Source organism: Micromonospora sp. NPDC051543, assembly GCF_044454415.1.
Lineage (GTDB): Bacteria > Actinomycetota > Actinomycetes > Mycobacteriales > Micromonosporaceae > Micromonospora.
This window is the reverse complement of the sequence record NZ_JBITDT010000005.1, coordinates 140,699-153,510: the sequence shown is the minus strand read 5'-3', so window position 1 is coordinate 153,510 and position 12,812 is coordinate 140,699. Positions and strand designations below refer to the sequence as shown.

The following is a 12,812-nucleotide window of genomic DNA, read 5'->3' as shown; positions in this document are numbered from 1 at the left end:
AGCCAGGCACGACCGAGGAGACGAGGTGACGTCCGGGTGTCCCAGACCCAGGCAGAAGCAGCGGTGATGAAGCAGACCGCCGCGAAGTTCGAGCAGGTGGACCAGTCGTTGCAGTCCATGCTGACCGGCCTGCTGGCCGAGTTGGAGGTGTTGCAGCAGGCCTGGCGCGGCGCCGGCGGGCGGTCGTTCGAGCAGGTCAAGCGACAGTGGGCAGACGATCAGGCGGCGTTGCACCGCGCGCTGCGGGAGACCGCCGGTGCCATTCGCACCGCCGGCCGACAGTACGACGTCTCGGACGACGAGGCGGCCAGCCGGGTGGCCGGCACCAACCGCGGCGGCATCCAGCTGCCGCTCTGACCTGCCGGGAGGGCATTCCGATGGACAACGGTGTGCTGGTCGTCAACTTTGCCGCGCTGCAACAGGCCGGCGCGGACATTCAGCGGGCGCTGAACACGCTCGACTCGCAGCTCGGCCAACTCGAACGTGACGCTGCGCCGCTGGTGTCGGCCTGGTCCGGTGACGCCCGCCAGGCGTACGAGCAGCGCCAGGCGCGGTGGCGCTCCGCCTCGCAGGACCTGCAGGCGATGCTGCGTGCCATCAAGTTGGCGGTGGACGACTCCGCTGCCGACTACCTCGACACCGAGAAGAAGAACACCGGGCTGTTCCAGTGACGTCGGTGGGCCGGGAGCGCTGACCATGACCGCGTTGGCGTCCCGGCCACCGTCGGGCGAGGGCCACGGCGGCGACCGGGTCGGGTCAGGCCGGCCCGGCCGGTCTCCAACGTCGGCGCGCGCCCCGGGGCAGCACGAGGGCCAGCACCACCACGGCGACCGCCGTCACGCCGATCACCGCGCCGGCTACCAGAGCCCGGTCCCGGGCGGTCGCGCGACGTGCCTGGCGGGCCAGCGCGGCCTGATCGGTCCGGTCATCGGCGAGCGCGGCGGCCGATCGGGGTCCGCCCGGCCGGCCGCCGGTCTCGGTGACCGCCCGGTAGGGGTTCAACACGCCGGCCCCGTACCCGCCGCCGTGTCCCGGGCCGGGCGCCGGATCAGCCGTTGCGACGATCCGCTCCACCACCTCGGTGGCGGTCAGCTCGGGTCGGTACGCGCGCAGCAGCGCCGCGGTGGCCGCCACGAACGGCGCGGCGTAACTGGTGCCCTCCACCCGCTGGTGGCCCTGAGCGGGCGCGGCGACGAGCACCTCGCTGCCGGGGGCGACCAGATCGACGTACGCGCCGGTCTGCGAGAAGGCGGCCCGCGCCCCGTCCGCCCCGATCGCGCCCACCCCGAGCACCCCGTCGTACGCGGCGGGGAACGGGCGCGGGTCACCGTTGTCGTGCAGGTTGCCCACGGCGGCCACCAGCACCACGTCCCGCTCGACGGCGTACCGGACGGCGGAACGGACCTGCGGGTCGTCGGCGTACAGCACCACGGAGAGGTTCACCACGTCGGCGTCGTGGTCGACGGCCCAGCGGATGGCGCGGGCGAACTCGCCGGCGCTGACCGTGCGCCCCGATTCCCGGCCCTGCACCACCTGCTGCTCACTCACGCGTACCGGCAGGATCCGGGCGGCCGGCGCCAGGCCGTGGAAGGCGACGTCGGGCCGCGGCGCCGCCGCGATGATGCTCGCCACACCGGTGCCGTGCCCGGCGCAGTCCTGGCCGCCGTCCCCACCCGGTTCGAGCAGGTCGGCGCCGGGCAGCACCCGACCGGCCAGTTGGGGGTGTGCCCGGTCGACGCCGGAGTCGACCACCGCGACCGTCACCCCCGCGCCGGTGGTCAGCGGCGCGAGCCGCGCGGGGTCGTACCGCTGCTGGGGCCACGGTGTGGCCTCGACCGGTCGAACGGGCGTCAGTGGGGTCGCGCAGACCGGAGCCGATCGGCGCGCGCCGGCGGCGACGGCCGGACCTGTCGCGCCGGTCAGCAGTGCGACCGCCAGACCGGCCAGGACCGGGCGCGCAATCGACCGGGACATCGACAGCCTCCGTATCGTGTCGGCTCCGGAACGGGATGTTATCGCCTCGCCGTCGCCGGGGCGCACCGTCGCCGGCCAGCCATTGTGATCTTGATGCCACCTTGTAGGTTGTACGCGATACCTGTGGCCTGTTCTCGGGAGGAGAGGTGGCCGTGACCGAATGGGAGCCGGCCACGGAGGCCGAGGTGGCGATGCGGGACGCGCTGCGCGCCAACGACCAGGAGCTCTACTTCCGCCTCCTGTCCCGTACCGATCTGCTGTTGCCCGTCTCCGCACCGGCATCCTCCGGTCAGGCCGCCGGCTGGGGCACCTGGACGACCGGTGGCCGGACGCACGTACTGGCCTTCACCTCCAGCACCGCGCTGCGGGCCTGCCTCGGCGAGCACGCGGGCACCCACCGGCGCGTCCCGTTCGCCGACCTCGCGCTGGGCTGGCCAAACCACGAGTGGTGGCTCGCGGTCAACCCCGGGCTGCCCGTCGAGGGGTACCTGCCCTCCTGGTTCGTGTCGCAGCTCTCCCGTGGTGACGTCCGACTGCCGGGCCGCGCCATGGGCGCCCGGGCCCGGCTGGAGCGGGCCGAGACCCTCTCCCGGTTCCGGGCGGGTACGACCGGTCGGGAGACCCCGCCCGCCGCCGGGTTCGTACCGCCCTCGCCGCCGGTCCCCGACGCGACGCCGCCCGGACGACCCGGGCCGAGGGGTGCCACGCCGCCGGTGTCTCCGCCCCCCGCAACGGGCCATCCCACCCGCTCGCCCGGCCCGGGTGATGTGCCGCGCCGCTCCGGGGTGGAGGACATGCCCGCCGCCGGGCCACCGCAGCCGACCGAACCGCCCCGCACGGTCCGGCCGGGCACCGGCGTCGGGCCGGGACCGAGCCGCACCGCCGCCTCGCGGTACGTGCCGTTGGCCGCCGACCGCACCCGCACCGCCCCGGTCGACCAGCCGATTCCACGTGCCGGCCGACCGTCCGCGACCCGGCCGGCCAGCGAGCGTGACGGTCCAGCCGTCGGTGGTGGCGCCAACGAGGACGGCCGGCGTTCCTTCTTCGAACCGACGTCCGGTCGTAAGTCTGGCCTGCCCCCGGGCGACGGTCGGACGGGCGACCGGGCTGCGCCGCCGTCGCGGTTCGGGCGCGGCAGTCAGCCCTTTCCGCGCCGCCGACCCGCCGACGCGCCCGGCGGCGACAGCGCGACCCAGGCCTTCCCGATGCCCACGCCGGACGCCAGCCGCGGGCCGTGGCCGCCTGCGGCTGACCTGGGCACATCCCGGGTGGTACGAGCGCCGCTGACCGACGACGAGACCACGCAGCCGCTGCCGCCGCGACGGCCCGACCCGTTGGCCGAGGAGCCCACCCGCGCGTTCCGGGTGCCCGGTCCGGTCAACGGCGGGCCGCCGCCGGCCCGCCTCTCGGAGCCGGCGCCCGCGGCGGACGAGACCCAGGCGATCCCGCGTGGCCGTCCCGGTGAACGGCGGCGCTACGAACCGGTGGAGGATCTGCCGCCGGCGATCGCGGAGCCGGTCTCCGGCCCGCCCGCCCCCCGTCGCGGCTTCACGCCCATCGTCATCGAGGGCACCATCATCGAGTCCCGGGATCTCCTCGATCCGCCCGAGGTCGGCCCCTTCTTCGAGACCGCCCGGCGACCCGGCCCGACGACCACCGCCCCGCCACCGTTCAGCCCGGCCGTGCCCGACCCGTTTGCGCCGGACCCGGCCGTGCCCGACCCGGCCGTGCCCGACCCGGCCGTGCCCGACCCGGCCGTGCCCGACCCGGCCGTGCCCGACCCGGCCGTGCCCGGCCCGTTCGCCTCCGGCCCGTCCGTGCCGGAGCCCACTGCCTGGGCCGCGTCTGGTGGTGGAGCGAGCCTGTTCGAGCCATCCAACGCCGGCCCGGCCACCGACGCCGGCCTGGGTAACGCCGGCCCGGCCACCGACGCCGGCCTGGGTAACACCGGCCCGGCTACCGACGCCGGCCTGGGCCGTACCGGCCCGGCTACCGACGCCGACCTTGGCGATGCCCGTTTGGCCGGCGACGCTGGCTTCGGTGCCGGCGGCGACACCGGTCGGTCGTCCCGATCCCCGGTGGGTTACGAACCCGAGCCGGTACGCCCCGACTCCGACGCGGAGGCGACGATCGCGGACGCCGTCGAGCCTCCGACGGTCGACGAGCCGGCGTCGCCGCAGTTCCAGCCGGCGAACACCGTCGAGGAGGATCTGCTCGGCGCGGCCGGGGCCGGGAGCACGGACACGTTCCTGTCCACTCTGCTGCTGGCCCGCGTGCTGCTGCCGGCGGCGGCGGACTCGAAGCGGGGCAGCCGTCCCGGCGACCCGGGCTTCGTCTGGCGCACCGCCCGCCTCGACGGCGAGACGTACGTGGTGGTCTACACGTCCCCGGAGCGCCTCGCCGACCACGTCGAGGGCGCCGTCGACACGGTCCGGGTGAAGTTCGCCCAGCTGATCCGGCGCTGGCCCGACGAGGACTGGTCGTTCGCCGTCAACCCGGGCACCCCGGTCGGCGCGAAGTTGCCCGGTGACCAGATCGTCGCGTTGGCCAACTGGGCCGCCGAGGTGGGCCTCGGCGACGACCTGGAGGTCGACCCGGTGGAACCGGCGGCCGAGGCGGAACCCGCCGCGCGTCCCCGGTACGCCCCGGCGGCGGTCGACCCGGCCCGCCCGACGGTGATGCAGAAGGCGATCGCGCCCAGCCAGCTCGCGTACTACCTGGAGCGGGGGTACGACCGGGTCTCCGGTTTCGTGCACCGGGCCGGTGAGCTGGCCCACCTGACCACGCCGGCCGAGCTGCACGACGCGTTGGGCCTGAACTACCCCGGTTCGCCGTTCGTGCGGGACGCCGAGGAGATCTACGTGCTGCGTTGGCCGGCGCACCGGCCCAGCCTCTACCGGATTCCGTACGGCGGGCAGAACGAGGCGGCGATGCGTGCCATGGAGGGCTGGGTCATCGAGCGCCCGCCGTTCCGGGGCAACGGCTTCGCCCCGGGCGAGAGCAGTGACGTGGTGGCCGAGTTCAAGGTGGACAGCGCCCGCCTGCCGCACGGCGCGCAGCTCTGGCGAATCGGTGGCGACGGCACCGAACGGGTGGTCGCGGTCCTCGACACGGACGCGGTCACCTGGCGGCGGGTTCCGGAGGAGTGATGCGCGACGGTTACGTGGCCCGCTGGCAGGGCCGGGAGTACCAGGCCAGCCCGGACGGCGACGACATCCGCCTGTACCAGCCCGAGCCGGGCGAGGGCTTCGAGGAGGTCCGCGCGGGCCGCTACGTGCGGGTGCTGCCGGCGAGCGAGATCGAGGATCTGGCGTACGTGCGGACCACCTGCACCTGGCAGAGCCAGCCGTTCATCGTGCTCGGCGAGCACGACGCGTGGCTGCGCGTCGAGTACACGGGTGGTCGTTGGCCGGTGGCCGAGGCGATGCGGCTGGAGGTCTTCGACTTCGGCGTCTACCAGGGCTGGGCGCCGGCCGCCGAGGTCACCGACCTACGCGAACAGCGGGTCTAATCAGTTACGACTTGGCCCACCGCAGGATCTCGCCGAGCACCACCTCGGGGGCTTCCAGGTGCGGGAAGTGCCCCACCCCGTCCAGCAGACGCCACTCGTACGGGGCGACGACGTACCGGCCGGATCCGAGGGCGGTCCGTGGCAGGGCGGCGACGTCGGCCGCGCCGTGCAGTTGCAGGGTCGGGGTGACCAGCGGCTTCTGCATGAGGCGCACGAATCGGTAGCCGTGCAGCCGCAGCACGGAACGGAAGGCCCAGCGATAGCCTTCCAGCGCGCAGAAAGCGGCCTGCGGAATGCGCATCGCCTCCCGACACCGCTCGGCGTACGCCTCGAAGTCCGCGCTGGCGGCCCAGCGCGGGCCGGCCCAGCGGCGCAGGATCTCCTCGACGCCCGCCGCGCCGTCCTTGGTGAGCACGTGTTCGTAGCGGGGGAGCTGGAACTTCAACGCCGGGGTGGAGGCGGCGAACTGGCCGCGCGGGTCGGCGAAGATCGCGGCGCGCAGTCGTAGCGGGTGGGGTGCGCCCAGGACCACCAGCCGACGGACCAGGGATGGGTGGAACGACGCCACCGTCCAGGCAACCATGCCGCCGACGCCGCTGCCGACGAGCGTGGCCAAGCGCTCACCGAGGGCCCGGATGAGGCCGGCGATGTCGGCCGCGAGTGTGTAGCCGTCGTACCCCCGGGGTGGCTTGTCGCTGGCGCCGTAGCCGCGCAGGTCCACGGCGACCGCGCGGAAGCCGGCGTCGGCGACCGCGGGGAGCATCTGGTGCCAGGCCCACCAGTGCTCGGGGAAGCCGTGCAGGAAGAGCACCATCGGGCCGGTGCCGGCCTCGACCACGTGGAAGCGGCTGCCGTTGGCGCCGACGAAACGGTGCGTCCACGGGCCCTCGGTGAGGACGCGGGACTCGTCGACGGCTTCGCCGCGCTGGTCGGTCATGGTTGACAGCCTAGGACCCCGTCGGGAGGTGGCCCGTTTCGCCGGCCCGACTGTGACCCTGCGGGGGTCAGACGACCGGGCTGATGTCGACGATGGTGGCCGGGATGCCCGGGCCACAGTCGGCGGCCGGGTCGGCGGGGCCGATGGTCACCCGGACGGTCGTGCCGACCGTGAAGGTGCCCTTGCCGATGCCGTGCAGCGCGTACTGCCGGCCGTCGTCGGTGACGAGGCCGTAGCAGGGGCCGTCGCCGCCCCGGTTGATCCGTCCGGCCAGGGCGTTGGCCCGGCGGGCGTCGGTCGGCTTGCGCGGTGGTCCGGTCGGCGGGCGCAGGGTGGGCAGCGGGACGCGTGAGCGCGCCGGGCGGCCGGCGGGAGCCGACGGCGTGGCCCCGCTTCCGGTCGGCGCGGCGGAGGCCGGTGGTGGGCTGGTCGCCGGGGTGCCGGACGGGGTCTGTTCGGCGGACACGGTGCCTCCTTCGTTCCGCGTTCCGGCGCAGCCGGCCAGCGCAAACAGGACGGTCAGACCGGCGCCGGTCAAGGTGGTGGGGGTGCGCGGTCGCACGGGTGATCGGACGCGCGCCACCGGGCCAAGGTTCCCCCGGAACGGGCGATGCCCGGGCAGGTGACCTGCCCGGGCATCGCCGTGGTGCGGGTGGTGCCGGATCGAGGGATCAGCCGAAGCGGACGGTGGTGTTGATGCCGTCCTGCGACAGAACCTGGATCTTCCGGCCGGTGGCCGGCAGCTTGACGCCGTGGTTCGGCAGCTCCGGGAACCAGTACTGCTGGGTGTCGTCGAACAGCGGCTGCGCCGCCTGGCCACGAACGTAGTTGGCCTGGCTGTTGATGTGCAGCGTGAACGAGTCCGCCTTCTTCAGGCTGAACGGCGCGTCGTAGACCTGGACGCGGGCCCGCCAGGGGGCGCCGGTCAGGTTGTACAGCGGCCGCGGGTGTGCGTCGATGATCATGTTCCGACCCTCACCCGGGTGGGCGAACGTGTCGTTGTCCGACCACCGCAGGTTCCAGTACGAGATCAGCAGACCCTCCTGGTACGCGTAGTGGTCCACGTAGTCCGGGCGGGTGTTCTGGTAGCCGAAGTAGTACGGCCCGGTCTTGAGGTACTTGTCGTACGAGGTGTACGACCGGGTGCCGGCGATGTAGAAGTTGTCGAACGCCTTGGTGTAGGTGGCCCCGGCGATCTCGAACCTGCCGCCGAAGGTCCAGCCGTTGGCACCGTTCTCGGCACCGTCGGTGAACACCGTCTGACCGTCGGCGGTCACGGTGATCGCGTCACCGTAGAAGCCGCCCCGGGAGACGCCGCCGTCGGTCTGGTAGCGCAGCCGGAACTGCACGACCTTGCCCGCTGCGGAGTTCATCGGGATGTTGACGTCGACCCACTTGCCGCCGCTGGAGCCGTCCAAAGCGAAGCGCCCGGGGGAGATCTCCTTCAGCGGGTTGCCGTTGACGGTGCCGGGCAGGGTCGCCCAGGTCTTGCCACCGTCGGTCGAAGCCTCGAAGAACAGGTAGTCGAAGTTGGCTTCGATGTTGTAGCGGCCCTTCATGGTCAACGCAGCCGACGACTTCCCGGTGAGGTCGAGGGTCCGGGTCATCGTGCTGTTGATGTTGTCCTCGTTGCCGGTGAAGAACTGCTTGCTGCCCTCGAACGGCGCGCCGTTCGAGAAGGTGTAGTCACGGTCGGGGAGTACGACGACGGCGGCCTGCGCCTCCGGCGAGTTGTACTCCTGTGGGCCGAGAACCACATCGCGCTTCTCGCCCAGCCCGAGCGTGTCGTAGTCGAGCCAGCCGAGCTGGAACTTGTTCCACGCGCCGAGGTCGCCACCGCGCTCGCCGATGCCGCCGTCGTTCTTGCCACCGAGCCGGCTCTGGGCCATCAGGGTCCAGTGCTCGTTGTTGTTGTCGCCACCGCTGATGACGTTGTAGTCGTCCGGCAGACCGAGGTCGTGGCCGTACTCGTGGTAGAAGACGCTCCGGCCACCGTTCTCCGGCTGGATGGTGTAGTCACCGATCCAGACGCCGGTGTTGCCGATCTCGGTGCCGCCGCCCGGGAAGGTCTCCGGGCCGGTGCTGCCCTGGTCCGAGGCGTAGGCGTACCAGCGGTGGCTCCAGATCGCGTCCTCACCCTGGATCGGGTCACCGTCGGCCTGGTCGCCGCCGGAGTGGACGATCTGGAAGTGGTCGATGTAGCCGTCCGGCTCGTTGAAGTCGGCGTCGTTGTCGTAGTCGTACCGGTCGTACTGGTCCATCGACTTGACGTCGGCGGCGATCTGCGCGTCGGTGCGGCCGGCGGCCTTCTGGTCGGCGACCCACTGGTTGGCCGCGTCGCGGACCAGGTCCCAGGTGTTGTCGCAGACGTTGCTGTCGCAGACCGCCGGGTCGTTGGCCGGGTTGGCGGTGTCGTCGTCGGCGATCGGGTCGTCCGAGCGGCCGTACCGGGCCTCGTTGTACTTGACCTTGACCCAGTCGGTGACCTCGCCCTCGACGCTGTAGCGACCCGAGGACTGGGCCTCGTAGTACTGCTTCAGCGACTCGTCACCGGGGTTGGTGCCGAAGTAGAGCTGCCGGTAGTGGTCGGCGTTGTAGTCCGGCTGCCAGACGGTGGAGTTGTCCACGGCCCGGTTGGGCGCCGGGATCTGGTTGTGCAGCGGCCCGTCGAACTTGGTCGGCCCCGCGGTGTCGGGGTCGATGCTCTTGTCCGGGAAGTCCGGGTGCCGCTCGTTGCCGAACTCGGCAAGGATCACGAAGATCTTGTCGGTCCGCTCGCGGGAGAGTTCGACGTACTGGTCCTCGGTCTGAGCCGTGCCAGCCCCGGTGGTGCGGGCGGCGGCCCCGTCGGCCTGGGTCTTACCGACCTTGACGACCGTGCTGCCGTTGACCTTCTGTGCCTTCGCCTCGCCGGTGAGGACCTTGCTCAGGCCCTCCTGGCGCAGCGCTCGCCGCTTGTCCTCCAGCGGGTTCGGCAGGTCGTGGTCGGCAAGGGCGGGCTCGGCGACCGACGGAGCGGCCGTCGGCAACTTCGGCTGCGGCGCGGCACTGGCGGACGGTCCGAACGCCAGCCCCGTCGCCGTCAGTGAAAGCCCGAGCAGACCCACTGCGACTTTGCGCACGTGGTACCTCCGGTGTGAGGGAACCGACCCAACGGGGGTACGGGCCGGTGAAAGATCGATCCCACTAGTGGGACCATTGGTGAACATAGACACTGCTGCGACGGGTGGGAAGATGCACGCGTCGATTTGTTGCAAGATTTTGTTGGGAATGCTTTTCACCGTCACACCCCCGCGCTTCATCTGCGCTCGAGTCAGGGCGGACCGGGCGGCGACGTCCGCAACGATGTATTTCGATCAATAAGATCAGATGAAACGACAGTGGGGCCGGTGGCGCTCCCGCCACCGGCCCCACCATCAGTTGCCGAACCCGTTAAACCGTCACTTCGTCGCCGGGGTGACGTAGATCGTGGCGGACGAGTTGTCCTTCGCCGCCTTACGGATCGTCAACGAGACGCCGTTCTGCACGCCCGCGTCGGCCGGGTTGCCCGTGCCGAGCACGATCGCGCCGCCGCCCAGCGTCACGCCGTAGTAGTCCGGCGCCGGGCTACCGTCCGGGTTGGTCACCCGGGTGGTGTACGGCGCGTTGCCACGCGACGGGATCACGACGGAGGCGTCGTTGTCCCGGGCGTACGCGGCACCGTCGCGGATCTCGATGCCCGGGTACCAGCCCTTGGCGTCGGTGAAGCCCTTCACCGGCGGCAGCGCCTTGAACTTCGTGCAGTACGCGCTGTACGGCTCGCCCGCCGCCTCCAGGCACTCCGTGAAGGGGTACGTCTTCTGGAGCGTGAAGGCCGCGTTCGACGACTGCGGACGGCTAGGCAGGTTGTCCGTCACCGACGGGTCCTTCTCGGCCGCCGTGCCGGTACGCCGGTACGGCTCGTTGTGCGAGTCGACGATGAGCAGCCCGCCCTTGGCGCCGTAGCTCGGCAGCGAGGTCATCTGACCGGTGACGTGGTTGACGTCGCCCAGCGCGCTGTCCCGGTACCACACCAGCATGCCCGGCGCGTTGTAGGAGATCCGGTCGACCTTCCACGCGTCGCGCGAGTAGATGGTGTCGTAGGCGTACTTCAGGCCCTTGTCGAAGCCGTCGAAGTTGCGCCACTCGGCCAGGTAGTACTGCGCGTGCACCTCGGTGCCGCCGGAGACCTTCCAGCCCGCGCCGGTGGTGTCGACGAAGGTGCCGCCACTGGTCGTCCAGCCGTTGGCGCCGCCCTCGACGTCGTCACTCCATACGGTGGCGCCGCCGCCGGTGACCGAGAAGTCGTCGACGAACCAGTTGCGCTCCTCGAACGCCTCATCGGTGGCCAGGCGCAGTCGCACCTGCACGGTCTGGCCCGCGTACGCCGACAGGTCGACGTAGTCGTGACGCCAGCCGTCGGTGCTGCCGGTCAGGCCGTACTTCTTGCCACCGAAGTCGTTCATCCGGCCGTTCGGGTCGCCGTAGTTGTCCGGCGTCGTGACGACCGTGCCGTCCTCGGCGTACACCTTCTGCTCGGACCAGGTGGTGCCGCCGTCGGTCGACAGCTCGAGGAAGCCGTAGTCCCAGTCCTCTTCGATGATGTAGTTGTTCCACATCCAGAACTTGGAGTCCGCGGCGTTGGGCACGTCCACCGAGCGGCTCAGCTTGACGTCGGCCCAGCTCTGGTCGTTGTTGCTGTGCCACATCTTGGTGCCGCTGTGCGGGGTGGCCAGCACGGTCACCTTGTCCGGCAGGTCGACCTTGATGCCGTCCTCGGCGTCGATCGGCGTACGCGAGGTCTGCCCGAGCTTGACCTCACGCGGGTTGGAGCCCGGACGGATGGTCAGCGGGTCGGCCCAGCCGAGCACCCACTTGTCCCAGATGCCCATGTGCGTCGGCAGCGCCTGGAAGATCTCACCCGAGTGCGATCCGGAGGCCATCAGGTCCCAGAAGTCCACGTCGGAGTCGGCGTTGCCGGAGGTGTCGTAGAGGTCCGGCAGACCGAGGTCGTGACCGAACTCGTGGGCGAAGACGCCGACGCCGGCGTCCTCCGGCTGCACGATGTAGTTCGACACCTTCAGGCTGGTGCCCGGGATGGTGTAGCCACCCGGCACCGAGGAGGAGTGCGCCCACACGGCGTACGTGCCCTGGCTGCCGCCGCCGCTCGACTTGCCCTTGCCGGCGTGCACCAGCACGAGGTGGTCGATCACGCCGTCCGGCTCGAAGAGGTTGCCGTCACCGTCGCGGTCGGCCTGGTCTTCCTTGTCGTAGTCGGCCCACGGGAAGGTCGGGTCCTTGGCGGCGAGCGCGTCGATCGCGTCGCCGGCCAGCCGGCTCGCGCCGGCCGGGTTGTCCGGGTGACCGTTCATCGACTGCTCGCGGCCGGGCACCCAGTTGCCGTTCTCGTCCTGGGTGCAGCGGTTGGCCCCGTACCAGCCCTCGGAGTGCGGCACGGTGATCCACGGGCTGGCCTGCCCGTCGACCGTGTACGCGTTCTTGGACATCTCCAGGTACATGTTGTGCATCGTGCGGCCGGAGATGTCGATGCCCTTCTTGCCGTCCGGGCCCTTGAGGTCCTTGCGGACCCGCTCGGTGATGCCCTTCTTGCTGTACAGCATCTTGTTGTAGTGCGACGGCGAGAAGTCCGGCACCCACATCGAGTTGTTGTCCTCGTGGGTGAGCCGCGACGGGTCCGGGATCTTGTTGTGCTTCGGCCCGTTCTGCACGGTGCCGGGGACGCAGGTCCGGTCCTCGAACACCGTCTTCGGGACCATCACGTTGGTGAAGTCGTCGTTGGCCTTGTCGTTGAACTCGACCAGCAGCGTCAGCAGCTTCGCCGTCTGCGTGTTGGGCGCCTGCTTGATCTGGCGCGGGCTCTTGCCCGTCTTGATCGACTTGGCCTCGATCTGCGCGAGCTGGCGGGCCGTCACCGGGTTGCCCCGCGCGTGCTTCTGGTCGAACGCGCGGGCGTCGTCGACCTTGGGGGTGTAGACGCCGTTCTTGCCCTTGACCTCACGGCCGGCAGTGTCCGGCTGGACCTCGGGCTCGGCGTAGTTGATGTAGTACTCGTCAGCCCCGATCACCGCCCGGGGGGTGGTGGACGGCTGTGCCGCCGCACTGCCACTCACGGTCAGTGACGTGGCCGCGAGGGCGATGACGGGCAGCGCGACGAGTAGTCGTCGACGCGTCCCCGGTTGGGAGTTTCTGTTCATGCCGCTCCGTTTCTCGGGCATGGGCGAGGGAAGCCGGCGGACTCCGTGCACGCAGCGTCGCGTCGAGGGCCAGCCGACCTTCGTGAAACTAAATGAGAATCCGGCCGAACGGCGGGAACGTGATGCAGGCGTTATCCGTCGAACGGTCGGCCGGCGG

8 protein-coding genes and 2 pseudogenes are annotated in these 12,812 nt (G+C 71.3%); 5 read left to right on the top strand and 5 right to left on the bottom strand.

The features are described from left to right. Positions 1 to 36: 36 nt before the first annotated feature. The gene (locus ACIA3K_RS10820; protein WP_357123575.1) at positions 37 to 357 is read left to right on the top strand and encodes a WXG100 family type VII secretion target; all 321 of its coding nucleotides are present in this window, start codon (positions 37 to 39) and stop codon (positions 355 to 357) included. A gap of 20 nt (positions 358 to 377) precedes the next feature. Further along, positions 378 to 671: a WXG100 family type VII secretion target gene (locus tag ACIA3K_RS10815; RefSeq protein ID WP_396800471.1), complete on the top strand. Its 294-nt coding sequence runs from the start codon at positions 378 to 380 to the stop codon at positions 669 to 671. A gap of 85 nt (positions 672 to 756) precedes the next feature. Here the strand turns inward: ACIA3K_RS10815 and mycP are convergent, their stop codons facing one another. Beyond that, complete coding sequence (mycP, locus tag ACIA3K_RS10810; RefSeq protein WP_396800469.1) at positions 757 to 1,974, bottom strand: type VII secretion-associated serine protease mycosin; 1,218 nt, start codon at positions 1,972 to 1,974, stop codon at positions 757 to 759. Positions 1,975 to 2,165: 191 nt separating this feature from the next. Here mycP and ACIA3K_RS10805 point away from each other — a divergent pair. The 3 genes and pseudogenes from ACIA3K_RS10805 to ACIA3K_RS10795 form a co-directional block, all read left to right on the top strand. Further along, positions 2,166 to 2,405 (top strand): annotated as a pseudogene (locus ACIA3K_RS10805) (hypothetical protein); the annotation flags it as partial. 1,318 nt (positions 2,406 to 3,723) lie between these two features. Beyond that, positions 3,724 to 5,123: pseudogene (locus tag ACIA3K_RS10800) on the top strand (SseB family protein); the annotation flags it as partial. Further along, positions 5,120 to 5,485, top strand: a complete 366-nt coding sequence (locus ACIA3K_RS10795; RefSeq protein ID WP_396800468.1) for a hypothetical protein — start codon at positions 5,120 to 5,122, stop codon at positions 5,483 to 5,485. The pseudogene ACIA3K_RS10800 and the gene ACIA3K_RS10795, both read left to right, overlap by 4 nt. Before the next feature lie 4 nt (positions 5,486 to 5,489). Here ACIA3K_RS10795 and ACIA3K_RS10790 read toward each other — a convergent pair whose 3' ends face one another. The 4 genes from ACIA3K_RS10790 to ACIA3K_RS10775 form a co-directional block, all read right to left on the bottom strand. Beyond that, the gene (locus ACIA3K_RS10790) at positions 5,490 to 6,422 is read right to left on the bottom strand and encodes an alpha/beta fold hydrolase (protein WP_396800467.1); all 933 of its coding nucleotides are present in this window, start codon (positions 6,420 to 6,422) and stop codon (positions 5,490 to 5,492) included. A 67-nt stretch (positions 6,423 to 6,489) separates the two neighbouring features. After that, a complete protein-coding gene (locus ACIA3K_RS10785; protein ID WP_357123594.1) occupies positions 6,490 to 6,888 on the bottom strand; it encodes a hypothetical protein in 399 nt (132 codons plus the stop codon). A 205-nt stretch (positions 6,889 to 7,093) separates the two neighbouring features. After that, a complete protein-coding gene (locus ACIA3K_RS10780) occupies positions 7,094 to 9,529 on the bottom strand; it encodes an immune inhibitor A domain-containing protein (protein WP_396800817.1) in 2,436 nt (811 codons plus the stop codon). 333 nt (positions 9,530 to 9,862) lie between these two features. After that, the gene (locus ACIA3K_RS10775; RefSeq protein ID WP_396800465.1) at positions 9,863 to 12,655 is read right to left on the bottom strand and encodes an immune inhibitor A domain-containing protein; all 2,793 of its coding nucleotides are present in this window, start codon (positions 12,653 to 12,655) and stop codon (positions 9,863 to 9,865) included. Positions 12,656 to 12,812 lie beyond the last annotated feature (157 nt).